20 protein-coding genes and 1 pseudogene are annotated in these 26,210 nt (G+C 72.2%); 2 read left to right on the forward strand and 19 right to left on the reverse strand.

Annotation, left to right across the window (positions count from 1 at the left end; all coding sequences use genetic code 11):
- Positions 1-40: 40 nt before the first annotated feature.
- From NL142_RS03495 to NL142_RS03545, 11 genes are all read right to left on the reverse strand, one after another.
- Positions 41-862 (reverse strand): endonuclease/exonuclease/phosphatase family protein, encoded by an 822-nt coding sequence (locus NL142_RS03495; RefSeq protein ID WP_435080985.1) that lies wholly within the window; start codon positions 860-862, stop codon positions 41-43.
- 67 nt (positions 863-929) lie between these two features.
- Positions 930-1,457, reverse strand: a complete 528-nt coding sequence (locus NL142_RS03500) for a YdcF family protein (protein ID WP_435080986.1) — start codon at positions 1,455-1,457, stop codon at positions 930-932.
- Positions 1,458-1,674: 217 nt separating this feature from the next.
- Positions 1,675-3,549, reverse strand: coding sequence for a DUF4012 domain-containing protein (locus tag NL142_RS03505; RefSeq protein ID WP_435080987.1), 1,875 nt, complete (start codon positions 3,547-3,549; stop codon positions 1,675-1,677).
- Entirely contained in the window at positions 3,546-5,258 is a 1,713-nt protein-coding gene (locus tag NL142_RS03510) for an O-antigen polymerase (protein ID WP_435080988.1), read from the reverse strand. Before NL142_RS03510 ends, NL142_RS03505 begins: the two co-directional genes overlap by 4 nt.
- A complete protein-coding gene (locus tag NL142_RS03515; protein WP_435080989.1) occupies positions 5,237-6,286 on the reverse strand; it encodes a polysaccharide pyruvyl transferase family protein in 1,050 nt (349 codons plus the stop codon). Before NL142_RS03515 ends, NL142_RS03510 begins: the two co-directional genes overlap by 22 nt.
- Positions 6,283-7,473 carry a polysaccharide transporter gene (locus NL142_RS03520; protein WP_435080990.1) on the reverse strand — a complete coding sequence of 397 codons (1,191 nt, stop codon included), beginning with the start codon at positions 7,471-7,473 and terminating at the stop codon, positions 6,283-6,285. The genes NL142_RS03515 and NL142_RS03520 overlap by 4 nt, the downstream gene beginning before the upstream one ends.
- Positions 7,470-8,516, reverse strand: a complete 1,047-nt coding sequence (locus NL142_RS03525; protein WP_435081626.1) for a glycosyltransferase family 4 protein — start codon at positions 8,514-8,516, stop codon at positions 7,470-7,472. The genes NL142_RS03520 and NL142_RS03525 overlap by 4 nt, the downstream gene beginning before the upstream one ends.
- Positions 8,516-9,646 (reverse strand): glycosyltransferase, encoded by a 1,131-nt coding sequence (locus NL142_RS03530; protein ID WP_012037404.1) that lies wholly within the window; start codon positions 9,644-9,646, stop codon positions 8,516-8,518. Before NL142_RS03530 ends, NL142_RS03525 begins: the two co-directional genes overlap by 1 nt.
- Positions 9,646-11,121 (reverse strand): sugar transferase, encoded by a 1,476-nt coding sequence (locus tag NL142_RS03535; RefSeq protein WP_435080991.1) that lies wholly within the window; start codon positions 11,119-11,121, stop codon positions 9,646-9,648. The genes NL142_RS03530 and NL142_RS03535 overlap by 1 nt, the downstream gene beginning before the upstream one ends.
- A gap of 90 nt (positions 11,122-11,211) precedes the next feature.
- A complete protein-coding gene (locus tag NL142_RS03540; protein WP_194683293.1) occupies positions 11,212-11,931 on the reverse strand; it encodes an arsenate reductase/protein-tyrosine-phosphatase family protein in 720 nt (239 codons plus the stop codon).
- 9 nt (positions 11,932-11,940) lie between these two features.
- A complete protein-coding gene (locus NL142_RS03545) occupies positions 11,941-13,311 on the reverse strand; it encodes a tyrosine-protein kinase domain-containing protein (RefSeq protein ID WP_237583767.1) in 1,371 nt (456 codons plus the stop codon).
- 256 nt (positions 13,312-13,567) lie between these two features.
- On the opposite strand from NL142_RS03545, the gene NL142_RS03550 reads away from it, so the two are divergent.
- Positions 13,568-15,850 (forward strand): acyltransferase family protein, encoded by a 2,283-nt coding sequence (locus tag NL142_RS03550; protein ID WP_435080992.1) that lies wholly within the window; start codon positions 13,568-13,570, stop codon positions 15,848-15,850.
- Positions 15,851-16,155: 305 nt separating this feature from the next.
- On the opposite strand, the gene NL142_RS03555 is transcribed toward NL142_RS03550, so the two are convergent.
- The 8 genes and pseudogenes from NL142_RS03555 to NL142_RS03590 all read right to left on the reverse strand — a co-directional run bounded on the left by NL142_RS03555 (position 16,156) and on the right by NL142_RS03590 (position 24,537).
- Positions 16,156-17,193: an acyltransferase family protein gene (locus NL142_RS03555; protein ID WP_194683291.1), complete on the reverse strand. Its 1,038-nt coding sequence runs from the start codon at positions 17,191-17,193 to the stop codon at positions 16,156-16,158.
- A 91-nt stretch (positions 17,194-17,284) separates the two neighbouring features.
- Entirely contained in the window at positions 17,285-17,995 is a 711-nt protein-coding gene (locus NL142_RS03560; RefSeq protein ID WP_194683290.1) for an SGNH/GDSL hydrolase family protein, read from the reverse strand.
- A gap of 200 nt (positions 17,996-18,195) precedes the next feature.
- Positions 18,196-19,248, reverse strand: a complete 1,053-nt coding sequence (locus NL142_RS03565; RefSeq protein WP_435080993.1) for an endonuclease/exonuclease/phosphatase family protein — start codon at positions 19,246-19,248, stop codon at positions 18,196-18,198.
- Between the two features lie 250 nt (positions 19,249-19,498).
- Positions 19,499-20,296 carry a dienelactone hydrolase family protein gene (locus tag NL142_RS03570; RefSeq protein WP_435080994.1) on the reverse strand — a complete coding sequence of 266 codons (798 nt, stop codon included), beginning with the start codon at positions 20,294-20,296 and terminating at the stop codon, positions 19,499-19,501.
- 2 nt (positions 20,297-20,298) lie between these two features.
- Positions 20,299-22,662, reverse strand: coding sequence for a phosphoribosylformylglycinamidine synthase subunit PurL (purL, locus tag NL142_RS03575; RefSeq protein ID WP_435080995.1), 2,364 nt, complete (start codon positions 22,660-22,662; stop codon positions 20,299-20,301).
- Positions 22,659-23,354: a phosphoribosylformylglycinamidine synthase subunit PurQ gene (purQ, locus tag NL142_RS03580; protein ID WP_015489433.1), complete on the reverse strand. Its 696-nt coding sequence runs from the start codon at positions 23,352-23,354 to the stop codon at positions 22,659-22,661. Before purQ ends, purL begins: the two co-directional genes overlap by 4 nt.
- 152 nt (positions 23,355-23,506) lie before the next feature.
- Positions 23,507-23,746 (reverse strand): annotated as a pseudogene (gene purS / locus NL142_RS03585) (phosphoribosylformylglycinamidine synthase subunit PurS); the annotation flags it as partial.
- Positions 23,747-23,853: 107 nt separating this feature from the next.
- The gene (locus tag NL142_RS03590; RefSeq protein ID WP_435080996.1) at positions 23,854-24,537 is read right to left on the reverse strand and encodes a DUF2848 domain-containing protein; all 684 of its coding nucleotides are present in this window, start codon (positions 24,535-24,537) and stop codon (positions 23,854-23,856) included.
- 163 nt (positions 24,538-24,700) lie between these two features.
- On the opposite strand from NL142_RS03590, the gene NL142_RS03595 reads away from it, so the two are divergent.
- Positions 24,701-26,098 (forward strand): MFS transporter, encoded by a 1,398-nt coding sequence (locus tag NL142_RS03595; protein WP_435080997.1) that lies wholly within the window; start codon positions 24,701-24,703, stop codon positions 26,096-26,098.
- Positions 26,099-26,210 lie beyond the last annotated feature (112 nt).

Raw genomic sequence — 26,210 nt, forward strand, 5'->3', positions numbered from 1 at the left:
GACGCACGCGTGACGGCGGGCCTCAGCTCAGTCGGCAGCGTCAGCTCAACCGCACCAGGGCCTGCACCGGCAGGTGGTCGCTCATCATGCGGCCGCGCCAGGCGAAGTCGTTCACCGCGGCGGCGCGCACGTCCACGCGCTCGCTCACGAGGATCCAGTCGATGCGCGGGCCGTCGACCACCGGCGGCCGGTAGTCGGGGAACGTGCCGAACGCGGGCGTCGCCTGGCGCGCGGTGTCGAGCCAGGAGTCGCGGAGGCCGGCCCGGCGGGTGAGGGCGTCGTAGGGGAACGAGTCGACGGGCGCGTTGAAGTCGCCCATGAGCACGAGCGGCAGCCCCGCGAAGCGCGTGCGCACGAGCTCGGCGATGGCCTCGGCGGCGCGGTCGCGGGCCTCGGCGACGTCGTGGTCGAGGTGCGTGTCGAGCACGACGAGCGGGTGGCCGGTGGCCTCGTCCTGGAAGCGCGCCCAGGTGAGGATCCGCGGCATGGGGTTGCCCCACGTCATGCTGCCGATCACGTCGGGGGTGTCGGAGAGCCACATCACGTCGTGCTCGAGGAGGGTGAGGCGGGACGCCTGGTAGAAGATAGCGCCGTGCTCGCCGTGGCTGCCGCCCTCGCGGCCCTGGCCGACCATGCGGTACGACGGCGGGAGCGCCTTCTCGATCGCCTGGATCTGCGGCCACAGCGCCTCCTGCACGCCGAGCACCGTGGGCCGCTCCTGCTGCAGGAAGCGCGTGAGCACCTCCTGGCGCTCGGGCCAGTGGTCGGCCTCGCCCTCGCGGGTTCCGTGCCAGGGCATGCGCACGTTGAGCGAGATCAGGTGGATGTCGTCGCCGGTCGTCGGGCCGATCGCGGGGGTCATGACGACCATTCAACCCCGTGCGGCTGACCGCCTGGCCACGCAGGGTCGATCGCGCCGGGAGTCGGCGTCAGCAGCCCGGCGTGACGAGCGCCTTGACGAAGGCGCCGGTCTGGTACGTGTACTGCGAGACCCACTGGCGGAGGCTGAAGTCCACCGGGTCCTCGACCACCATGAGGTCGCCCGTGAAGCAGCGCGAGAAGATCAGCTGCGTGCGCGTGACGTGCGGGGTCCAGGTGATGACGATGGCGCTCGTCCAGCCGTTCTCCTCGGACTTCGCCTTGAGGTAGCGCGCCTCGCCCTGCGTCGTGAACGGCGACGGGGTGTCGCACGTGACGGCGTAGGGGAACTCGCCGTTGCAGGCCGCGAGCTCGGCGGCCGACTGCGGGCCGGTGGGCGGCACCGAGAAGACGACCGTGTCGGAGTAGCCCTCGTCCACCAGCTTCGCCGCGAGGTCGCGGCGCGTGGGGTTGGGCGGGCCGATGACGTAGATCACGTCGGCCTTGTCGGGTTGGCTCGCCGGGGGGAAGACGAAGAGCGGGATGCCGGCCAGGAGCCAGGCGAGCAGGAGCACGAGGAGCGCAAGGAGGGTGCGCACGATCCAGCGACGGACGCGGTGCGCCCGGCGGGGCGTCGTGGTGGTGGTGCTGGGTGTCAACGTGTGCTCTCGGCCTGGAGGATCCGCGGGGGCGGTGTGCGGGCGTGCGGGGGCGGTGGCATCCCCCGGCGGCTCGTCGAGCCTATGGGGAGCGCGTGACGGTCGCGAAGCCCCCATCCGGGGCGGGCGGCGCGGCGTCGTGGCGGCGGGCGGCGGATCAGCCGCCCGTGGAGCAGGGGACCTGCGTGATCTCGGACTCGAGCGGGCGCACGAGCGGCGTGTGGCGGACCTCGAGCGGTCCCTGGTCGTCGGACGTCGGCACGGTGAACGTGACGTCGACGGTCTTCGTGTCCTGCGGCGCGAGCTCGGTGCGGATGCGGATCATGCCGCGCCCCATGTCGGTGCCGCGCGCCTCCTCCGTCGTGAGGTCGGCGTCGGTCTTCCAGTCGGCGACCGTGGATCCGACGGGGCCGTACACGAGCAGGTCGTCGAACTGGCGGCCCTTGGCCTTGCCGTCGAGGCCCGTGACGTAGCGCGGCAGGCTCGTCGCGGCGTCCGCCGGCGCGATGCTCGTCATGTCGACGGAGACCGTGTACGTGGTGGTGTCGCCGCAGGTCTCCGCCTGGATGCGGGATCCGGAGCGCAGGTAGTAGCTCATCTTGGATCCCGAGCCGATGTCGTTGAAGTACAGGCCGATCGCGGTCTGCTCGGTGTTGTCGTCCGGCAGCGCGCCGCTCAGCGGCCCGCCCTCGATGAGCGTCTGCTCCTCGGGGACCGTGCTCCACAGCAGCAGGCGGCGCTCGTCGATGGCCCGGTCGATCGCGGTGACCAGCGGGACGACGGGCGGGGTGTCGGTGACGAGCTTCGCGAAGATCGTGCTGGCCGCGCTCGCGAAGTAGCGGTCCTGCGCGAGGTAGTCGGGGTACTGGCTGTAGACCGCGCCGAGGAGCGTGGGCACCGCGTTCTCCGCGTTCAGCTCGTCGCCCGTGGCCAGCGTGATCGGCCCGGTCGCCTCCAGCAGGTAGCTGAGCGCGATGGGGTCGAACGACAGCACGCCGTCGACCCGATCGCCGATGTTGGCCTCCCAGTACGACTTGGCGAGGGCGCCCGACGTGGGGAAGTCGGGGAACATCGTGATGTTCTGCTCGAACCGGTCCGAGCGCGGCTCGATGAGGCGCACGGTCTCGTCGGGCACGTCGCCCTGGCGCACGTTCCGCGGGAAGTCGTTGCTCGACGCCTGCTTCGCGATCCGCACGGTACCGTCCTCGACGGTCAGCAGCACGAGCGCGGCCGGGTTGCCGCCGGTGGAGCGCACCTCCGCGTTGTTCTGGAACATCAGCAGGTAGTTGCGCGCGCCGTCGGCCCCGAGCAGGTCGGGGAGGACCCCGGTGACCTCGCGGAAGGTGCTCGCGGTGTCCTCCGTGCTCGTGAGGGTGTCGTCCATGAGGTCGACGTCGTCGGCGACCTGCGCCCAGAGGCTGTCGCGGTCGATCGTGTCGAGCTCGGCGCGGGCGCCGGCCAGTCCGTCGCTCGCGGTCTGCACGGTCTGGCCGAGGGAGCGGATCCCGTCGAGGTCGATGCGGCCGAGCACGGGCGTGAACGCCGAGAGGGAGACCTCGGTGGCGGGCGTGACGACGTCGGTCGCGAGGCGGTCGCTCGTGGCGGCCAGCACGCGGGCGGCGTGGAGGTTCGGGCCGACGAAGGGGATCCAGTCGTAGGCGCCGAGCACGCCGTCGTCCGCGGCCTCCGCGGCCTTCGCGGTGTGGTCGCGGAGCTCGGCGGCGCCGGTCTTCGCGGTGTCGATGTCGCCCGCGAGCAGAGCGGTCTGCACCTGGTCGGAGAGCGGGAGCGCGTCGCGGAGCTCGGACTGGACGGTGTCGACGCGGGGCAGGATCAGCGCGGCCGAGACCGCGGTGCCGATCACGAGGACGCCGATCACGCCGACCGGGATCCAGAGGCGCTTGCGCTTCCACAGGGGCCGGCGGGTGGCGTCGCGCTCCGCGCGGTCGGCACGGCGGCTGCGGCGGCCGGTCGAGCCGTCGGATTCGTCCGAGCCGTCGGCCGGGGGCAGGATGTCGTCGATGCCGCTCACCGGTCGGGCGTCCAGTTCACGGCGGGCTTGCCGGCCGGGAAGGCGCGGCCGTTGCCGACCGCGGGACGGGCGTCAGCGGACGCCGGGGCGGATCCGCCGACGGCACCGAGGCCGGCGACCCCCGCGCCGATGAGCGCCTGCTCGCGGACGGCCGCGGGCGCGGTCTCGTCGAGAAGGGGCACGGGCGCGCTGACGGGGCCGGTGACCTGCTTGCGGGTGGAGGAGATCCAGAAGAACGCGAGGAGGATCACGAGCGACGCGATGCTCGTCGACATGCCCTGGTACGCGTCGCCGCGGATCAGGGAGAAGAGGTACGGCGTGACGACGACCGCGATGGCCGCGCCGAGGAGCCCGCGGCGGCGCATGCGGGCGCGGATGAAGAGGCCGGCCACGAGACCGAGGAGCGCGCCGACGGCGACGACCCCGGGGATCCCGAAGTTCGCGAACGCCTCGCCGATGGCCGACAGGCTCGTCTCGACGCGGTTGACGCCGTAGAACCGGGGCACGTACGTCGAGGTGAACCACGTGTTGCCGCCGCCGAAGGGCTTGTCCTCCCAGAGCCCGCGCGGGACGAACCAGGCCGGCACCGCGGCGTACGTGGCGCCCCACTGGTAGACGAAGTCCGGCAGCGACGCGACCTCGTTGAGGCGGATGAGCACGTCGAACGGCCGCGTCTCGATGCCGCTGGTGAGGCGGTCGAGGAGGACGCCGAGCGGGTCCTGCGTGAGGCGGTCGAGCGAGCGGCCGTTGTCGAACGTGGACTCGCGGATGACGATCGAGTAGACCATCGCGACCACGGCCGTGACACCGCCGATGAGGGCGATGGTGCGGAAGCGGAAGGGCTTCGGGCCGATCTGCTTGAGGATCAGGAACGGCAGGAAGACGCCGATGATGAGCGGGCCGCGGCCGCCGGCGGATCCGGCGCAGACCACGAGCACGAGGACGGCGACCAGGTTGACCCAGTTCCAGCCCTCGAGGCCCTTCTGCCGGCGCGCGAGCACGTTGTAGACGATCGCGATCTGCACGGGGATGTAGGAGAGGCCGATGAACGACTTGCCGGAGAGGAAGTCGCTCCGGTTGGCGAGGCCCGTCGTGTACGCCTGGATGCCGCCGGAGGAGAGCACCAGGTACACGAGGAGCCCGAGGGCCACGACCGAGGAGATGCCCACGAGCGCCTGCGCCACCGACGTGTTGAACACGCGCTGCCAGCGCACCTGCGTGTCGGGGTCGACGACGGCGGGGCCGCCGGCGATGGCGTTGTCCTCCAGGGCCTTCGCGTCCTCGCCGCCGCGCCTGATGCGGCGGGCCTCGCGGGCCACCGAGTAGTAGTAGACGACGAAGAACGCCGAGAAGAAGATCAGCGCCTCGATGAGCGCGGAGCTCGCGGCGAGCTGCAGCGTGGGCGAGAAGAAGCGCGTGTCGGCGATGGCGCCGGGGCTCGTCTCCATGCTGTTCGCGACCGTGAGCGGGCGCAGCACGAACAGGAGCAGTCCCGTGAACGCGACGATGCCGCCGGGGGTGATCGGATCCCCGTTGGACACCGTCTCCTTCACGAGCACGGCGACGAGCAGGATCGCGAGCACCGCGATCATGAACGGGTAGGACAGCTCGTTGCCGAGCAGGGCCACGCCGCCGAGCGCGGCGAGGACGGTGAGCACCACGGCGGCCGCGAAGACCGCCGGGGTCGCTAGGCGGTACGTCGGACCCATGTGGTCATCTCCTCGAAAGCCGCGTCCAGGCGGGCGGTGGCGGCGACAAGAGCCGCCGCGGTGGTGGATGCGGCGTCGGCGTCGGCCGGCGCTGCGATGGCGGTGCGGACCGCCCGGTCGAACGCGGGCTCCGTGCGCGTGCCGAACTCGTTCGTGAAAGCCCCGACCTTGGTGGCGCCACCGACGGCGACCACGGGCGTCGTCAGCATCGTACCGAGGTACATGGCGTGCATGCGAGAGGCGATGACGACCTCGCGATCGGCCATGAGCTCGGCCGCGCGGCGCCAGCCGTGGTCGCCGGGCTCGGTCGTGAGCCGGGCCCGGACATCGGGGGACAGGGCGCCGGCGTCGGAGTCGTCGCCCTGGTCCATCGACACGAAGACGACCTCGCCGAAGCGCTCCTCGAGGGCCTGCACGTGCGCGAGGGTGACCTCGGGGGAGTGCTTCGCGTTGAGCGCGACCACGGCGCCGCGGCGGCGGTCGGCGGGCGCGGCCATGGCTGCGAGCTCGGGGGCGGCGAAGAGGCTGACGTCGGCGGCGACCTCGACGGGGAGCCTCGAGTACCCGGCGGCGCGGCCGGCGGAGTCGGGGTCGCGGGTCCAGACGCGGGCGCCGTCGAGCCCGGCGCGGAGGGCGAGGCGCGCGCGGCGGCGGGTGACGGGATCCGCGCCCACGCCGAACACCGCGAGCGGCGTGCGGCCGGTGCGCGCGATGAGCCCGGTGACGGCCATGAGGCGGGGGAGGCCCGCGAAGGGGCGGCCCGGCTGGTCGTCGGCGAGGAGCGTGCCGCCGCCGACGACGACCGCGTCCACCTGGCGCACGAGGTCGGCCAGCGCGCGCACGCCGGAGACGCGGGCGCGCTCCTCCGTGGAGTCGACGCGCGCGGTCTGCCCGAAGTCGGCGATCACGGTCTCGTGGCCCGCCCGGCGGAGGCGCTCGGAGAGCGCGTCGGTGAGGAAGGCGTCCCCGAGGTTCTGCGGGTGGCCGGACGCGAGGGTGCGGTCGGCGGAGACGATGAGGGTCCTCATGCGTCCTCCTTCCTGACGGTGCGGTGGCGGTGGCGGATGAGGAGCGCGGCGATGGCGGCGCTCAGGACGAGCTCCGCGACGAGCGTGACGCCGGCGAGCAGGGCGGGGCCGCCGGTGAGCGCGGCGGCGAGCGTGAGGACCACGGCGACGACGCCCGTGACGATGGTCGCGGTGAGCCGCACGCGCACGAGGCCGGATCCCATCGCGTACGCCATGAGCGCGTAGTTGCCGAACTTGGGGGCGACCGAGAGGAGGATCACGAGGAAGATCGCCTGGTCGAACGCGTCGCCGCCGAGGACCTGCTCGACGGGCTCGCGGATCAGCGCGAGGATCCCGGCGAGCCCCAGGCCGCCGAGCGCGAACCGCCACCAGTAGGCGCGCGCGGGGCGGGCGGCGGCGCGGATCCGCGGGATCAGCTGCTGCGAGAGCGTCGCGGGCAGGACCTCGAGCGGCTGCACGATGCGGTAGGCGAGCGCGAGCGGCACGACGGCGTCGGCCCCGAGGATCGCTGTGCCGAGCACGAGCGGCGCCTGCGAGTAGAGCGCGCTGAGGGATCCCGACAGGCCGAACTCGAGGATCTGCGGGAACACGCGCACGGGCTCGTCGCTGGTCGTGGCGAGGTCGCGGCGGACGGCGATCCACGTGCCCGCAGTGACGATCAGCGACACCACGGGGAACGCGAGCAGCACGAGGATCTCGGGCACGACGAGCGCGATCACGAGCGGCACGGCCTTCAGCGCCACGAGCGCGAGGTCGGGGAACGCGTAGGAGGCGTCGCGGCGGCCGACGAGTAGGGGCGCGCGGATCGTGCGGGTGAGCGAGTCGAGCACCTGGCTGACGCCGAGCGCGACGAGCAGCAGCACGGCCTCGCCGGGCATGGACGAGGCTGCGGCGACCACGATCAGCACCGCGACGGCGGCTCCCAGCGACCCGAGCCCCGCGTGGAAGGCGACCGCACGCGCGTGCACGCTCCGGGTGAGGCGCGTGCGCGGCAGCGACAGCAGGAAGTTCGCGGCGCCCGAGTCGGTGATGATCGCGAACGAGCTGAGCAGCGCGAACCCGGTGACGAGCGCGCTCTGCGCCGACCCCGCCGACAGGCGCGTGAGGACCACGAGCAGCACCAGCTGGAGCACGCGCGTGAGCCCTGCGGCTCCCGTGGGGAGCAGCAGCCCGATCCGCCTGATCATCGCGTCCCGATGCTCTGGTAGGCGTCGTGGACGGTCTGCGCGGAGGTGCGCCAGTCGAAGCGGCACGTGACGGCGCGGCGGATCCGGGCGGCCTCCTCCTCCTCGAGCGGGTCGGCCGCCGCGAGCCGGGCGAGCGCCTGCGTGATGGCGGAGGTGTCGGCGGGCGAGAAGTACGTGGCGTCGTCCCCGCAGATCCAGTGGAAGACGTCGATGTCGGAGACGGCGAGCCGAGCGCCCGCGACCATCGCCTCGACGAGCGGCAGGCCGAAGCCCTCCGCGAGGCTCGGGAAGACCACGCCGCGGGATGCCGCGTAGAGCACGGCGAGCTCGTCGTCGGTCACGTAGCCGGCCAGCTTGATGTCGTCCGACTCGGCCATGTCGACGTCGCCGAACACGGCGCTCTTCGCGCCGACGAGCACGAGCGGAGCTGCGGCGCGGGTCTCCGCGGGCAGCTCCAGGTAGGCCTCGGTGAGGCGCTGGAGGTTCTTGCGCGGATCCATGCTGCCGACCGCGAGCAGGTACCCGCCGTCGGTCACGCCGAACCGCTCGAGCACGCGGGCGCGCTCCTCGGCGTCGCGCGGCTCGCCGAACACGGGGCTCGGCGCGTTGGGCGCGACCACGACGGGCGCGCTGGACAGCCCGAGCTCGCGCACCTGCTCGGCGACGGGCTCGCTCACGGTGACGATGACGCGCGCGTCGCGCAGGTTCGCGCGCAGCAGCGGCACGTGGGTCACGACGTACTCGCGGCTGTACCACTCGGGGTTCGTGAGCACGAAGAGGTCGTGCACGACCACGATGTGGCGCCGGTGCACGAGCGGCGCGCGGCTCGTGAGCGACAGCAGCACGTCCTGGCGCGTGATCCACGGCAGCGTCGTCTGCACCCAGAGCCAGCTGCGCGCGCCGGACGACGCGATGCCCTCCGAGGGCGTCGCGCGGGTCACGCCGTGCTTGCCCTCGAGCGCGCGGGCGATCTCCGTCGCGTAGCGCTGCTGGCCGGTGACCCGCTGCCCCGCGTACGCCTCGTTGACGACGAGCCGGCGCATCACGCGACCGCTCCGTCGAGGCGCGCGCCGTCGTGGCGGACCCACGAGGCGATGCTGCGCTCGAACACGGCGGCGTCGAAGTCGGCGGAGCGGCGGACGCTGTCGGCGGGGTCCAGCGCGGCGGCGCGCGCCACGGCGTCGGCGAGGCCGGCGCCCTCCCAGTCGTGCACGTGCACTCCCGTGACGCCGTCGACGACGCTCTCGGTCGCGCCGCCCACGTCGCTCACGAGCACGCGGGCGCCCGCGGCCATCGCCTCGACGGGCATGATCCCGAAGTCCTCGACCGCGGGGAACACGTACGCGAGCGAGCGCTGGTACAGCGTGTAGAGCAGGGCGTCCGAAGGCCGCGGGACGATCGTGACGGGCACGCGCGCGGCGTCCGCCTGCGCCCGCAGCTCCTCGGCGAGCGGGCCGGATCCGGCGAGCACGACGGGGACGTCGGCGGCCTCGCCCGCGCGGATCACGAGGTCGAGCCGCTTGTACGGCACGAAGCGGCTGGCGCCCAGGAGGAAGCGGTCGGGCAGCGATGCGGCGAGCTCGGCGTCGGACCCGGTCAGCTCGCCCTCCCACGACGCGGTGTCGCGGATCGCGGTCGCGTCGACGGGCGGGTGGATCACGCGCGCGTCCACGTCCCACGCCTTGCGGATGCGGGCCCGCACGAACGCGCTGTTCGCGGCGAACTCGGCATGCGACGCCTGCGCCCGGCGCCGGTCGAGCGCGCGGAGCGGGGGAGCGGCGGCCTTCACGAGCGGGTTGGCACCGCGCTGGTCGAGGTCGGGCGTCCAGAGGTAGCGCGCCGGGCTGTGCACGTAGACGTGCTGGCGGGTCGCGCGATCCCCGTGGCCGAGGTGGTGCGCGAACAGGTGCGAGCTCGAGAGGGTCCACTCGTACGCGTCGAGGTCGAGCGAGCTCCACGTGAGCGGCATGAACGGCAGCGCCAGCGGCTTGCGCTTCCGCAGCGGCGTGCGGGCGATCCAGCTCTCCCGCACCGGGCGGTCGCCGAAGCGGCCCGGGTCGTCGTTCCAGAGCGTGAAGAGGTCGGCGTCCGGGAAGGCGTGCGCGAAGGCGTCGAACACCTTCTCGGATCCGCCCGACTTCTCGATCCACTCCTGGACCAGCAGCCCGCCCATCAGACGGCCCCGTCCGCGCCGAAGACGGCCTTGAACGTGCGCGCCAGGATGATGATGTCGCCCGTGAGCGACCAGTTCTCCACGTAGTAGAGGTCGAGGCGGATGGCGTCCTCCCACGAGAGCGAGGAGCGGCCGGAGACCTGCCAGAGGCCCGACATGCCGGGCTTGATGAGGAGGCGGCGGCGCGCGGCGCTGTCGTAGAGCGCGACCTCGCCCTCGCGCTGCGGGCGCGGGCCGATGAGGCTCATGGATCCGAGCAACACGTTGAGGAACTGCGGCAGCTCGTCGAGCGAGTAGCGGCGGAGGACGCCGCCCACCTTCGTGATGCGCGGGTCGTCCGTCACCTTGAACAGCGGGGTGTCGGCCGTGCCCTGCTGCTCCAGCAGCGCGAACAGCTCGGCGTCGGCGTTCATGCGCATCGAGCGGAACTTGAGCATGTGGAACGGCTCGCCGTTGAGGCCGATGCGCTCCTGCTTGTAGAAGACGTCGCCCTTGCTCGTGGCCTTGATGAGGATCGCGAGGATCAGGAACACGGGGCTCAGCACGATGAGCGTGATGCCGGAGACGACGATGTCGAACAGGCGCTTGGAGAGCAGCTTGCGCCCCTCGAAGCGCGGCGTCTCCACGTGGATGAGGGGGAGGCCGGCGACGGGGCGCGTGTGGATGCGCGGGCCGCCGATGTCGGTGAGGCCGGGTGCCATGACGAGGTGGTGGCGGCCGGGCTCGAGCGACCAGCTGAGCTCGCGGATCCGCTCGGGCGGCAGCTCGTCGCTCGAGGTGAGCACGAGCGTGTCGGCGCCGAGGCGCTCCAGCTCCACGAGCACATCGTCCGCGTTGCCGACCACGGGCACGTCGAGGCCAGGGAGGCGGGAGGGCCGCGCGTCGCCCGTGAGGCACGCGCCCACCACGCGGTAGCCGGCCTTGGGGGCGCGGGCGAGGGTCGTGGCGGTGTGGGTGGTGCTCTCCAGGGATCCGACCAGGAGGATCAGCGAGGAGAACTCGCCGCGGCGACGCTGGGCCGACAGCCACACGCGCCAGAGCGTGCGCGAGAGCAGCAGGAGCACGAGGCCGAGCGGCAGGCCCGTGACGATGTAGCCGCGCGCCAGGTCGATCTTCACGAGGAAGGCGACGATGGCGATGATCCCGAAGAGCCGCAGCGTCGCGTCGGCGACCTGCTTGTACTCCGCCGTGCCGGTGCCGACGATGCGGTAGTCGCGCGTGCTGTAGACCGTCAGGACGAACAGCCACGCGAGGATCAGCACGACCGAGACCATCGTGTAGGTCACGGCCACGCCCCGGGCGTTGCCGCCGAGGTCGACCGTGCCTGCCGTCGTGCCGAACCACAGGAACTGGACGCCGAAGGTCGTGAGGATGATGACGATCGCGTCGCTCAGCGCCAGGCGCCGGGCGTAGACGACCCGCCAGCGCGACCCCTCCTGGGCCTCGTCCGTGCGTCGTGTCTGTTGCGTGTCCACTGGTCCCCCGGGGCAGGCGGCTCCGCGCGGGAGCCGGTGGTGTGTGATCGAGCGGCGAGCGCTCGCGTGTGCGGTGGCGGGCTGGTCGGGTCAGCCCCGGAGGCGGGGCGCGTCGGTCCGGGTCACGGCCCGCACCGACTCGAGGATCGACTCGATGGCGCCCCCGGCCTGCTCGCCCGAGGCGTCGTATGTGGCCTGCGACCGGCGGTAGGGGTCGACCACGTCGTAGTCGTCCTCCTTCGCGGGCGGCAGGGTGACTCCCCGCTGCGCCGCCACGAGCGGGATGAGCGCACGCAGCTGCTCCGGCACGTCGCCGTCGCAGGCGATGTGCTTCTCGTCCCCGGACACCTCGACGAGGTGCTCGAAGAGCGCGGCGAACTCGCGGATCGTGAACGTGAAGCGGTTGGCGCGGGGCACCGCGCGCACGACGGCGCTGCGGTGCTCGCGCGCCATGGTGAGCACCAGGTCGACGCCCTGGATGATGCCGGGCGTGAGGAACCTCGCCTGGTGCTCGCTCGGGTCCCCGCCGTAGCGGACGGACAGCTCGGCCGCCTGCTCCGGCATGCGCTGCCCCTCGGCCGCGATCGTGCCGGCGCTGGAGAAGCGCACGACCGAGTCGGCCTCGGCGGCATGGCCTCCGAAGATCGCCCGCACCCGGGCCCGGAGGACCTGCTCGGCGAGGGCGGATCGGCAGATGTTGCCCGAGCAGACGAACAGGACGCGGAACGAGCCGTCGTCGACGCCCTCGGAGGATGCGTCGCCGAGGGCCGCGCGTGCGGCCCTGCGGCTCGTGGGGGGGAGTTCCGACATGGAGGGGAGCTACGCCTTGATCTTCTCGATGGGCGCCTTGGACTTGTTGCCGTCCTCGTCCTCCGTGTACCCGTACCCGTAGCCGTAGTGGCCGTAGCCGTACGCGTCCGGGCCCTTGGTGGGGAGCATGGTGATCACGAGGCCGAGCACGTCCGCGCCCACGTTGGTGAGGTTGGCGATGGCGCTCTTCAGCTGCGTGCGGTGCGTGCGGCCCGCCGCGACGACGACGATCGCGCCGCCGGCGTTCTTGGACAGGATCGCCGCGTCGGTGACGGGGAGCAGCGGCGGGGCGTCGATGAGCACCACGTCGTAGCGCGCCTCGAGGTCCTGCAGCAGTCGCGCCATGCCCTGCGAGCCGAGCAGCTCGGACGGGTTCGGCGGGATCTGGCCGGCGGGGAGGATCGAGAGCATGCCCGAGCCCCAGGGCTGGATGACGTCCTCGATCTCGGCGCGGCCGATGAGGATGTCGGTGAGGCCCACGGCGCCCTCGAGGCCCATGTAGGAGGCCAGGCGCGGGCGGCGGAGGTCGGCGTCGATGAGGACGACCTTGATGCCGGAGTCGGCCAGCGCGAGCGCGAGGTTCGAGCTGGTGGTCGACTTGCCCTCGCCCTGGATGGAGGAGGTGATGACGAAGCTGCGCGAACGCCCGCCGAACTCCAGGAACTGGAGGTTCGTGCGGAGGCTGCGGAAGGACTCGGCGCGGGGGCTCCGCGGGTCGTCCTGGACGATGAGGGGACGCTCGGTCGCCTTCGGGTCGTACGCGATGCCGCCGAGGATCGGCTTGGTCGTGACCAGCTCGACGTCGCGCTCGCCGCGGATGCGGTTGTCGAGCGTCTCGCGGAGGAGGCTGACGCCCACGCCGATCAGCAGGCCGATGAGCGCGCCCACGATGATGTTGACGGGCAGGTTCGGCGACGACGGCGACTCGGGGATCTCCGCCTGCTCGAGCTGCGTGATCTGCACCTGCGGCGTGCCCTCGATGGTCTCGGGGACGAGCGTGCCGACGACCGTCTTGAGGCTCTCGCCGATGGCGTCCGCGAGCGTCGCGGCGTCCTGGCGGGACTGGTCCTTGACCGTGATGTCGATGATCGTGGTGTCGAGCGGCGCGGAGGCGCGGACCGACTCGGCCAGCTCGCGCGACGTGACGTCGAGCCCGTACTGGTCGATGACGGGCTGGAGCACGGCGCGGGTCGTGACGACGTCCGCGTAGCTCTTCACCGCCTGCGTGATGAAGTTGTTGCCCTGCTGCAGGTCCTGCACGTTGGAGGAGCTGCTCTGGGCGACGTACATCTTGGTGGACGCCTCGTACTCGGGGGTCTGGAGGAGCGAGAAGGCCGCTGCGGCGCCCACCCCGACCAGGAGCGTCAGGATGATGAGCACCGCGCCCCTACGCAGCATCCGAATGAAGTCACGGAGCGCCATAACTTAGAACCCTTCCCCAAAAGCACACAGGCGCGGAGTGTCCGCATACGTGGGATATCCACAGCCTCGGCTGTCTATCATCACACAGCTCACGAGTGGTGCTAGCAGCCCGGAACGCCCCCGTCCGGGGCATGGTAGGCCCTGTGACGCCCTGTTAGGGTCGCTCAGACAGCAGTGCTGCACGGCGGTACACGAGTGAGTAGGGACCTGGGCCATGAGCTCGCAGACATTTCGCCGGGGCACGCCCGCGCTCCCGGATCCGTCGGAGCTCCGCTCCGCGCCGGACGACAAGAACCCACCAACTGAGGGGGATTCGCCGACGGTGAACCGCGGCTTCCGCCCGGACGTCGAGGGCCTGCGCGCCCTCGCGGTGGTCGCCGTCATCGTCGACCACCTCTTCGACTGGCCCTCCGGCGGCTTCGTGGGCGTCGACGTCTTCTTCGTCATCAGCGGCTTCCTCATCACGGGCCTGCTGCTCAAGGAGTACGAGCGCACCAAGACGATCTCGTTCCTCGACTTCTACAAGCGCCGCGTCCGCCGCATCATGCCGGCCGCGCTGCTCGTGCTCGTGGTCTCGACGGCGGTCTCGTTCCTCGTCTTCAACGTCGTGCGCGCCCAGGCGAGCCTGTGGGACGCGATCTGGTCGGCCCTCTTCGTCTCCAACTGGCACTTCGCGAGCGCCGGCACCGACTACTTCGCGTCCGACGGCCCCATCTCGCCGTTCCGCCACTACTGGTCGCTCTCGGTCGAGGAGCAGTTCTACCTCGTCTGGCCCGTGCTGATCTTCCTGGTGATCACGTTCGCGCGCCGCCGCACCCCCAAGAACCGCGTCAAGCGCGCCCGCCTCTTCACGCAGACGATCGGCATCACGGTCGGCGTCCTCATCGTGGCGTCGCTCGCGTGGGGCTTCTACGAGACCTCGGCCCGCCCGACCGTCGCGTACTTCTCCACGTTCTCCCGCGCGTGGGAGCTCGGCATCGGCGCGCTCCTCGCGATCTTCGCTGCGCGGCTGGCCACGCTGCCCGCCGCGATCCGCCCGGTGCTCGGCTACGTCGGCCTCGCGGGCATCATCGCGTCCTTCTTCCTCGTCTCCGGCGACAACGCGTTCCCGGTGCCGTTCGGCCTGCTGCCGGTCGTCGCGACCGCGCTCGTCATCGCGTCGGGCATCGGCGGGGTGTCGAAGGCCATGGTGCCGATCACGAACCCGGTCACCACCTACATCGGCCGGCTGTCGTTCTCGCTGTACCTCTGGCACTTCCCGGCGATCATCCTGCTGGCCTCGCTGCTCGGCACCGGCACCCTCGAGTACTACGGCGCCGCGATCGGCGCGACGCTCGTGCTCGCCATCGCGTCGTTCCACCTCGTCGAGGACCCGATCCGCCGCTCCAGCTGGCTCGACCCGAAGAAGGCCGGCCGCCGGTCCTCGGGTGCGCAGCTGAAGATGACCGTCGCGGCGCTCTCCGTCGTCGCGGTCGCCGTGGTGGGCGTCGTCGCCGTGGCCGTCGTCCGCGACGAGCCCAGCGGGCAGAGCCAGCTCGGGAGCGGGACGCCGAGCACGGGAGGAACGAACGCTCCCATCGAGGCCACCGGCACCGCCCTCGCGACCCGCTCGGAGCAGGTCAGCGCGGCGCTCGCCACGGACGCATGGCCGGCCCTGGATCCCGCCGTCGAGGCGTTCGGCGACTTCGGCCGCGACGTCATCGCGACCGAGTGGGCGAAGGACGGCTGCCTCGGTGCCGACCTGGCCAAGGAGAAGGACGCGATCAAGAACACCGAGCACTGCGTGTACGGCAACGCCGCCGCGGGTCCGGAGAAGACCGCGGTCATCTTCGGCGACTCGCTGGCGATCAGCTACGCGCCCATGCTCCGCACGAGCCTCGGCGACGACTGGAAGGTGCGCGTGCTCACCATGGCGCGCTGCCCCGCGTCCACCGTCACGAGCACGGACACCGACGGCTCCGAGTACACGGAGTGCACGGACTTCCGCAACTGGGCGCTCGGCGAGATGAACGCGACGAAGCCCGCGCTCATCCTGATGAGCGAGGCCGTCGACAACTCCTACCTGTCGAGCAAGGCCACGGGCGGCGCCGCCGACCGCGAGTGGCAGGCCGGCGCGCTCACCACGATGAACTCGCTGAAGACCGCGGCGTCCAACGTGATCGTCCTGTCCCGCCCGCCGGCAGCCACGGCCCTCGTGGAGTGCAAGACGCCCACGAGCTCGCCGAACGACTGCCAGTCCACGGTGTCGCCCTCGTTCATCAGCCACGCGCGCACCATGGAGGCGGCGGCGACGGAGGTCGGCGCGCCGGTCCAGTTCATCAACACGCAGGGCTGGTTCTGCAGCCAGGGCACATGCCCGGCGTTCGTGAACGGGATCCCCGTGCGCGGCGACACGTCGCACCTCACGGCCCGTCAGTCGCAGGACCTCGCGCCGATCATGGCGGACATCCTGTCGCCGCTCGGCATCGGCGCGGCCCCGGCTCCGGCCGCCGGCTGACCCACCCGCACCACCGCACGCCACGACGGGCGCTCCTCCTCCGGGAGGGGCGCCCGTCGTCGTGCGCCCGGCGGCGCGGGCGTCCGTGCGGCGGGCGTGCACGGGCGCCGAGCGACGGGAGCGTGACCTGCCTCGCGCGGAGGTGACGCGCACCGCCGGGTCCGGCGCTCGTCGTTCGGTCGTGGACCACGCCCTGAGCACGATGGATCACCGTGGGGCGGTTCCGGGCACGCCTGCGGGGCCGCCCGTGCGCCGCCAGCGCTCTGGACGCGGTCAGCGCGCCCCGGGGAGCGCGGCTCGCAGGGTCAGCCCCGCGGCGCCTTCGCGGCCGACGAGCGGCTCGTGAGGCGGCGTGCGACGCCGATGAACGGCACCTCCACGAACCGGTGCACGAGCCACGAGACGACGAGCGTGACGGCGATGGCCGCGGCGACCCGCACGATCCCCTCGGGCACGTCGAGGGCGCGCACAACGCGGTAGGCGAGCGGGTGCAGGAGGTACGCGGCGTAGGAGATCGCGCCGAGCCAGATCAGCACGCGCGAGTGGGCCGCCCGGCGCGACGCGTAGAACGCGAAGAACAGGCCGAGGCCGAGCAGGAACGACACGGCGTAGTCGAACGGCGGCCACGCCGCGTCCTGCCCGCCGTTGAGGTACGTGAACAGCGGGACGCCCACGACTCCCGCGACGAGCAGGCCGCGCCAGGCGGTGGATCCGTCACGGTCGCGCAGGTGGATCGCGTGCCCGAGCGACGCCGTGTAGAGCAGCAGCGGCAGGGTCCAGGGCAGCTCGCGCTCGAGCACCCGGCCGGCGATGGCCGCGGCGACGAAGCCGGCGAGCCAGACGTAGCCCATGACCACGCTGCGGTCGAGGCGGCCGATGAGCTTCGCGACGAGGGACTGGCCGTAGAAGATCAGCTCGATGCCGAGGGTCCATGCCGTCGGCACGATCGTGTAGATGCCCACGGCGCCCTGCACCATGAGCACGTTGGCCATGATCACGAGGGGGCCGCCGAGCTCGCCGTCGCCCGTGGTCCCGATCCAGAGCATCATGAGGCCGAGCACGAGCCAGTAGAGCGGGAAGAGCCGGTAGAGGCGACGCACGAGGAAGGTGCGGGTGTCCTGGCGCTGGAGGCTGAGGGGGATGACGTAGCCGCTGACGAGGAAGAACGCGACGACGCCCACGCGCCCCGCGTCGATCCACTGGCGGCTGAAGTCCTCGAACGCCGGGTACTCCGCGGCGATGAGGTGCTGCAGCACCACGATGAAGGACGCGACGCCGCGGACCGCCTCGAGGAACTCGATCTTCCGACCGGTCTCGCTCTTCACTGTCACGGTGCTGGTCACGCGGGCTCTCCTCTGGTGCGGGCGCGACGCTCCCGAGGCACCGCTTCGACCCTAACCGCCGGGCTGCGCGCGGGAAGGTGGGGGGATGCCCCTACTTCTGGGCGCTCTCGTCGAGGACCTCGGTGCGCACGAACTTGCGCACCTCGGCGCCCATCAGCTTGTAGCCCGTCATGTTGGTGTGGATCCCGTCGCGGAAGAACTCGGTCCGCCACTTCATGTCCTTGTTCGTGAGGTTCTTCCACGGGTTGAAGAAGTGGTACCCCTGCGCGTCGGCGAACTGCTCGAGGTGCGCGTTGACCTCGGGCGGCGTCTCGGGCGAGGCGTTCTGCGGCGGGATCCCGAGGATCACCGTCTCCTTGGGCGCGAGCTTCTCGACCGTCTGCAGGATGTCCGCGTCGAGCTGCGTGTCCGGCACGCCCGCGATGCGGTTGTTCGTGCCGATCATGATGAGCGCCACGTCGACGTCCTCGACGGTGGGCGTGTTGGCCGCCATCACGGTGCTCGTCGCGCCGTCGGTGCCCCAGCCGCCCGCGAAGGTCAGCGGGTCGCCCACGACGTAGTCGACGTAGGCCATGCCCTGGTCGATGCCCTGGGGCAGCGTGCCGACGAAGCCGTTCGTGTTCGAGTCGCCCATGACGACGATGCGGGTCATGTCCTCCGGCGCCGTCGTGGCGGACGCCTCGGGGGCGGGCTCGCCGTCGGTGGCGGTGGGGGCGGGCTGCGGGCCGCTGGTGCACCCGGCGAGCAGGAGGACGGCGGCGAGGGCGCCGAGAGCGCCCCGGGCCATGCGACGTGCGGGCATAGGTGTTCATCCGATCGTGGAGGGGTCCGCGGCAGCGGCGAGCCGGTGACCCCGTCAGCCGCTGCGATCACGGGGCCGCTCGGAAACCATTGTGGCATGCGGTTTCCATCGTCCCGGTGGCGGCGTGGCGCGCCGCCGATCCCCGGAGGGCGTGATCGGGCTCCCGGCCGGCAGGCGGCAAGGCCTCGGATCGGCGCGGGTCAGGCGGTGCGGGCGAGTCGCACGAGCGCCTGGACGGCGGCGTGATCCGAGGGAGAACGGCCCTCGAACGTGTACGGGTTGATGGCCGAGTCGACCACCTCGACGCCGCGGCCCGCGAGGATCCAGTCGATGCGCTCGCCCTCGGGGACCGGGTCGCCGTACGCCGTGAACGTGCCGATCCCGGGGGTCGCGTGGTGCGCGGCCGTGGTCCAGGTGTCGGCGAGGCCGGCGTCGCGCGTGAGGATGTCGTACGCCGCCGACTCCTCGGCCGGCGCGTTGAAGTCGCCCGTGACGACGACGGGCGCGCCGGACGCGACCTCCTGCAGCCGCTCGGTGATGAGGTCGGCGCTCTTCACGCGCGCGAGCTCGGACTCGTGGTCGAGGTGGGTGTTGAGGTGCACGAACTCGGCGCCGCTGCGGCGGTCGCGGAAGCGCGCCCACGTGGCGATGCGGGTGGTGCTGCAGCCCCAGGAGCGGGATCCGATGAGCTCAGGCAGGTCGGACAGCCAGAACTGGTCCCACGCGACCACGTCGAGGCGGCGCTCGTCGTAGAAGATCGCGCTGTACTCCCCGCCGGACCCGCCGTCGCGGCCGTAGCCGAGCATGCGGTGGTGGGGGAGCGCCCGGGCGATGGCGGGGAGCTGGGCCGAGAGGGCCTCCTGCACGCCGAGGACGGTGGGCTGCTCGAGCTGGAGGAAGCGGGCGAGCACGGGCTCGCGGTCGGCCCAGTGGTCGGGATCGCCGGGCTCGGTGGAGGGGCGGGCCAGGCGGATGTTGCAGGTCATGACGTGCACGAGGTCGCCCTCGGCCGAGCCGATGGTCGCCTGCTGGGGCGGGGCGGGAGCGGTCTGCGCCGCTGCCGCCTGACGAGACGGAGGGGGGTCGGCCTCCGCGGTGCCGTCCGGGCCGTCCGTCGTGGTGGTGGTCTCGTCCGCACGCGGGCGCTCGAGGAGCGCCGTGCCGGAACCGCGGGTGGGCCGCCCGACGCCGGGATCGGAGGATCCGGCACCGTCGAACAGGTCGCGTCGGCTGAATCCGCCGCTGGCCATCATGGAGATCTCCTCGGGTCGCACGTGTCTCGCATGATCAGCCTGCGCGACGTGACCCCCGAGGGGACCAACGGCGCGTGGCGGATGCGTGAACTGCACGGACAGGTCTACGCGAGGGGTGCGGGGATGGCAACCCGAGGGCGGCGTGTCGGCCCGGCCCGGAGGGATCCGCCAGCCGGCGCATGGCCCGCTGGCAGACGCGCGCCCCGCCGGCGGATGCCGACGGGGCGCGGTGCGACGCAGGAGGAGGCGGTCAGCCCAGGTGCTCCGCGAGGAAGTCCGTGAGCGCCCGCCACGAGCGGCGCTCGGCGCGGTCCTGGTACTGCGCGCCGTGGTCCGGCGAGTCGACGCCCGGCACGGAGAACGCGTGCATGGCACCGCTGTAGGTGACGACCTGCCAGTCGATCGCGGGACGCGTGCGCATCTCGTCCTGGAACGCGGCGACCTTCTCGTCGGGGACCATCGGGTCGTCCGCGCCCGTGAGGACGAGGATCGCGGCCTTCACGTCGGCGACGTCGGCGGGCTCGTGCACCACCAGGTTGCCGTGCAGCGAGATCGCGGCCTTGATGTCGGCGCCCGCGCGGGCGACCTCGAGCGAGGCGCTGCCGCCGAAGCAGTAGCCCATGACGGCGATGCGCGACGGGTCGACGTCGGGCTCGGCCGCGAGGCGGTCGATGCCGGCCTGCACGCGGGCGCGCATGAGCGGGAGGTCGGCGTAGAAGGATCCGGCGACCTGGCCGGCCTCCTCCGGGCCGGGGCGCACGTCGCGGCCGTAGACGTCGGCGGCGAACGCGACGTAGCCGAGGCGCGCGAGCATCTCGATCCGCGCGGCCACGTGCCCGCCGACGCCGAACCAGTCGTGGATGACGAGCACGGCCGGGCGACGTCCGCTCTGCGCGGCGTCGCGGGCGAGCAGGCCCTCGAGCTCGGTGCCCTCGTGGTCGTACAGGACAGGGCCCATCCGGATGTCGGCGCCCGCGGGCAGCGGCACGCGCTCGGTCAGCTCGGCGAGGGACGGCGACCAGACGGGGGTCGATGCGGGGTCGGTCATGCTCATGCCTCCAGGGCGGTGCCGAAGCGCGCGGGGAGCGTGGCGCGGTGGATCCCGCGCAGCTCGTCCACGGAAAGGGTGAAGAGACCCTGCAGCTCGAGTCCGGGTGCCTGCGCGTCCGTCACGCCGATGCGGAGCACCGGGTAGCCGCGGCCCTCGCAGAGGCCCTGGAACTTGACGTCGTCCTCGCGGGGCACCGTGACGAGCATGCGGCCGGTGGACTCCGAGAAGAGCGCGGTCGCCTGGTCGACGCCGTCGCGCTGGACGATGCCGTCGAGCCACACGCGGGCGCCGACGCCGAAGCGCATCACGGCCTCCGCGAGCGCCTGGCCGAGGCCGCCGTCCGAGAGGTCGTGCGCGCTCGCGATGAGCGACTGCGTGGCGCCGGCCGCGATGAGCGATGCCAGGTCCTTCTCGGCCGCGAGGTCGACCACGGGCGGGACGCCGCCGAGGTGGTCGTGCACGGTGCCGGCCCACGCGGATCCGTCGAGCTCCTCGCGCGTGACGCCGAGCAGGTAGATGTTGTCGCCCTCGTCCTGCCAGCCGGAGGGGATGCGGCGCGCGACGTCGTCGATCACGCCGAGCACGCCCACGACGGGCGTCGGGTGGATGGCCTGCGTGCCCGTCTGGTTGTAGAGGGACACGTTGCCGCCCGTGACCGGGATCTCGAGCTCGAGGCAGCCGTCCGCGAGGCCCTCGACCGTGCGGCTGAACTGCCACATGACCTCGGGGTCCTCGGGGCTGCCGAAGTTGAGGCAGTCGCTCACGGCGACGGGCGTGGCGCCCGACGCGGCGACGTTGCGGTACGCCTCCGCGAGGGCGAGCTGCGCGCCCTGGTACGGGTCGAGCTGGCAGAAGCGTCCGTTCGCGTCGGTGGCGACCGAGAAGCCGAGGCCGCTCTCCTCGTCGACGCGGACCATGCCGGCGTCGTCGGGGAACGACAGGGCCGTGTTGCCCATGACGTAGCGGTCGTACTGATCGGTGATCCACGATGCGTCGGCGAGGTTCGGGCTGCCGAGGAGCTGGAGGAACTGGTCCTTGATGTCGTCCGGCGCGGTGGGGCGCGCGAGGCGCGACGCGGAGTCGGCCTGGAGGGCGTCGATCCACGTGGGGTAGGAGACAGGACGGTCGTAGACGGGGCCGTCGACCGCGACCGTGCGCGGCTCGACGTCGACGATGCGCTCGCCGTGGTGGTCGATGACGAGGCGGCCGGTGTCGGTCACCTCGCCGAGCACGCTCGTCTCGACGTCCCACTTGCGGACGACCTCGAGGAAGCCCTCGAGCTTCTCCGGCTTCACGACCGCCATCATGCGCTCCTGGCTCTCGGACATGAGGATCTCCTCGGCCGTGAGCGACGGGTCGCGCAGCAGCACCTCCTCGAGCCGGATGTGCATGCCGCCGTCGCCGTTGGAGGCGAGCTCGCTCGTGGCGCAGGAGATGCCGGCTGCTCCCAGGTCCTGGATGCCCTCGACGAGGTCCTTGGCGAACAGCTCCAGGCAGCACTCGATGAGCACCTTCTCGGCGAACGGGTCTCCGACCTGCACCGCGGGGCGCTTGGTCGGGCCGCCGTCGGCGAAGGTGTCGCTCGCGAGGATGGACGCGCCGCCGATGCCGTCGCCGCCCGTGCGCGCGCCGAACAGCACGACCTTGTTGCCCACGCCGCGCGCGTTGGCGAGGTGGAGGTCCTCGTGGCGGAGCACGCCGACCGCGAGCGCGTTGACGAGCGGGTTGCCCTGGTACACGCGGTCGAAGTAGGTCTCGCCGCCGATGTTCGGGAGGCCGAGGCAGTTGCCGTAGAAGCTGATGCCCGCGACCACGCCGTGCACGACGCGCGCGGTGTCGGGGTCGTCGATGTCGCCGAAGCGCAGCGCGTCCATCACGGCGACGGGACGCGCGCCCATCGAGATGATGTCGCGGACGATGCCGCCGACGCCCGTGGCCGCACCCTGGAACGGCTCGATGTAGGAGGGGTGGTTGTGGCTCTCGATCTTGAAGGTGACGGCCCAGCCCTCGCCCACGTCGACGACGCCGGCGTTCTCGCCCATGCCGACCATGAGGTCCTTCTTCATGGACTCGGACACCTTCTGGCCGAACTGGCGCAGGTACTTCTTCGAGGACTTGTAGGAGCAGTGCTCGCTCCACATGACCGAGTACATGGCGAGCTCGCCGCTCGTGGGGCGGCGGCCGAGGATCTCGCGGATCCTCAGGTACTCGCCCTCCGTGAGTCCGAGCGCCGCGTACGGCTGCTCCTTCTCCGGGGTGCGCTCGGCCATCTCGACGGTGTCGGCGACGTGGCGGCGTGCGCTGCGTCCCTCTCCCGCGGGGGTCTCGGTGGGGACGGATGCGGGATCGGGGTGGACGCTCACTGCGCGAGGACTCCTTCGAGGACGGACGTGAAGAGACGGAGGCCGTCGACACCGGAGCGCATGGCGGCCGGGGTGTCCGGTCCGAAGCCCTCCTCGACGGCGTGCTCGGGGTGGGGCATGAGGCCGACGACATTGCCGCGGGCGTTGGTGATCCCGGCGATGTCGCGCAGGGATCCGTTCGGGTTGCCGCCGAGGTAGCGGAAGGCCACGCGGCCCTCGCCCTCGAGGCGGTCGAGCGTGTCGGCGTCGGCGATGAAGCCGCCCTCGCCGTTCTTGAGCGGGATGGTGATCTCCTCACCCTCGGTGAACGCGTTCGTCCACGCGGTGCCGGTGGCCTCGACGCGGAGGCGCTGGTCGCGGCAGACGAAGTTGCCGGCCTCGTTGCGGATCAGGCCGCCGGGCAGCAGGTGCGCCTCGGTGAGCATCTGGAAGCCGTTGCAGATGCCGAGCACGGGCACGCCGCGCTCGGCGGCGTCCACGACCTCGCGCATGATCGGCGCGAACGCCGCGATGGCGCCCGCGCGCAGGTAGTCGCCGTAGCTGAAGCCGCCGGGGAGCACGATCGCGTCGACGCCCTGGAGGTCGTGGTCGCCGTGCCAGAGCGCGACCGGGGTGGCGCCCGCGAGGCGGACGGCGCGCTGCGCGTCGCGGTCGTCGAGGGATCCCGGGAAGGTGATGACCCCGACGCGCATCAGCGCTGCTCCGCCGCGGCGGAACCGTGGGGGAGCGGGTGCGCGGCGGCGTTCGTCTGCGCCGTGCCGCCCTCGGCGACCGTGTGGTCGTCGGTGACGTTGCCGGTGGCCATGTCGGCCTCGGCGCTGATTCCGAAGCCGTCGAGCCCGGCGACGTGGACGCTGATGACGTCCTCGATGACGGAGTTGGAGAGCATGTCGGCGGCGAGGGTCTGGACGTCGGCGAGCAGCGCGTCGTCCACCTCGCCCTCGACGGTGAGCTCGAAGCGCTTCCCGATGCGGACGCCGGTGAAGCGGTCCTCGCCGAGGCGGGCCAGGGCGCCGGCGACGGCCTTCCCCTGAGGGTCGAGCAGCTCGGCCTTGGGCATCACTTCGACGACGATCGTGGGCACGATGGGACTCCGGATTCCTGGAGGCGGGTGGATGCGCTCAGCGTACCGGACGGCCGCGGCCCGCCGGGCGGGTCCGAGGGGGCGGGCGCGCGCCGGGCGGGGCCGGATCAGCCGATCGCCTCGGGGAGCAGCTCCACGCGGTAGGCGGCGTCGATGGTCTCGCCCGTGGCGGGATCCTCGAGCTGCACGCGCCAGCGCGACGCGAACTGGTCGACGCCCGGGACCATCGCGACCGTGCCCGAGATGAGCACCGTGCCGGGGACGCGGAGCCCCCGCTGCTCGAGCACCCCGAGCCAGTGGTCGGGCGTGAGGAGCGCGGCGAGCGTGGAGTCCTGGATGAGCTCCTCCGCGCCCTCCTCGCCCACCCAGCCGCGCAGTCGGATCGCGTCGAGGCGGCCGCGCACGTCGGCAAGGCGCCAGGCCTTGCGTCCCAGCACGTCGGGTCCGGCGTTCTTGCTCCACGCGACGCCGTGCACCTCGAGCGCGCGGTCGGTGTGGTCGCACGCGACCGTGAGGAGCACGTCGTCGTCGGTGATCACGAGGGCCCACTCGGCCTCGCCCGAGGTGCGGCCGTGCTGCGCGGGCACCGTGTCGGCCTGCGACGCGAGATACGGGGCGACGGGGTAGAGCGCGGGCGTGGTGTCGGGCCCGGGCACGCCGAGCTCGGCCAGCTCGTCGATGTGCGCCTGCACCTCGGCCTGGTCGCGGCCCGCGTAGCCGGCGTTGAGGAGCGACACGACCTCGACGCTCGGGGTGGATCCGTCGGGCAGCTGGAAGCGCAGGGTGGTCATCGATCCTCCGGTGGTGTTTCGAGCGTGTGAAGAGATGCGGATCCGGGTCCCCGACCCTGGTGCCGGGGCTCCGGTATGCCTACTGTATACAACACACCGACCGGACGCCGGGCGGGATCCGATCGCCGGATCCGCCGCCCGGCTCCCTCACCCGAGGAGCCCCATGGCCGACGACCCCACCGCCTCCCCGACGGCGACCGCGCCCGCATCCGGCGCGCACGCGGCACCCGCCGCGACCGAGAAGCCCACCCGCCGCGAGCTCGTGAAGGCGTTCACCGCGAGCCTCACCGGCACCTCGCTCGAGTGGTACGACTTCGCCGTCTACTCGGCGGCCAGCGCCGTCGTGTTCCCCGTCGTCTTCTTCCCGTCCTCGGATCCGTACACCGCGACGATCCTCGCGTTCTCCACCTACGCGGTCGGCTACGTCTCGCGTCCCGTCGGCGGGTTCGTCTTCGGGCGGCTCGGCGACAAGATCGGCCGCAAGCCCGTGCTCGTGCTCACGCTGCTGCTCATCGGCATCGCGACGTTCCTCATCGGCGTGCTGCCGGGCTACGCGACCATCGGGCTCGCGGCGCCGATCATCCTGGTGCTCCTCCGCTTCGCGCAGGGCGTGGGCGTCGGCGGCGAGTGGGGCGGCGCCGTGCTGCTCTCGAGCGAGTTCGGGGATCCACGGAAGCGGGGCTTCTGGTCGTCGGCCGCGCAGGTCGGGCCGCCCGCGGGCAACCTGCTCGCCAACGGCGCGCTCGCGCTGCTCACGGTGCTGCTCACCGAGGAGGACTTCCTCGACTGGGGCTGGCGCGTGGCCTTCCTGCTCTCCGCGCTGCTCGTGGCGTTCGGCCTCTGGATCCGCCTGAAGCTCGAGGACACCCCCGTGTTCAAGGCGCTGCAGGAGCGCGGCGACCGGCCGAGCGCGCCCGTGTCCGAGGTGTTCCGCACGCAGCTGCGGCCGCTCGTCGCCGCGATCCTCAGCCGCGTCGGACCCGACGTCCTCTACGCGCTCTTCACGGTCTTCACCCTCACCTACGGCGTCAACTCGCTCGGCTTCGACCGCAGCCAGGTGCTCGTGGCGGTGCTCGTAGGATCCGCCGTGCAGCTGTTCACGATCCCGTTCGCGGGCGCCGTGAGCGACCGGATCAACCGGCGGGCGCTCTACGCGGCCGCCGCGGTGGGCGCGGCCGTCTGGGCGTACGTGTTCTTCGCGATCACCGACGGCTCGTCGATCTTCGTGCTCGGCGTGGGCATCGTGCTGGGACTCTTCTTCCACTCCTTCATGTACGGGCCGCAGGCGGCGTACATCATCGAGCAGTTCTCGCCGCGGCTCCGCTACACGGGCGCCTCGCTCGCGTACACGATCGCGGGCGTGATCGGCGGGGCCATCGCGCCGCTGATGTTCACGATCATCTACGAGGAGACCGGCAGCTGGGTCGGCATCGCGCTGTACCTCACCGCCGCGGTCGTCCTCACGCTCGTGGGCCTCGCGATGGGTCGCGACTCGGACGTCTCCGAGGACGAGGAGTACGTGCGCACGGGCGCCGAGGGCGTGGCTGCCTCGCGCGTCTGACGCCCTCCGCTACCGGCCGACGCCCGGATCCCCGCAGCGGGGGTCCGGGCGTCGTCGCGTTCGGGGGAGGCGGGCTTCGAGGTCGGCGGCCCCGGCCGAGCGTCACCGCACC

Origin of the sequence: Clavibacter quasicaliforniensis (assembly GCF_051201715.1) — a bacterium.
GTDB lineage: Bacteria > Actinomycetota > Actinomycetes > Actinomycetales > Microbacteriaceae > Clavibacter > Clavibacter seminis.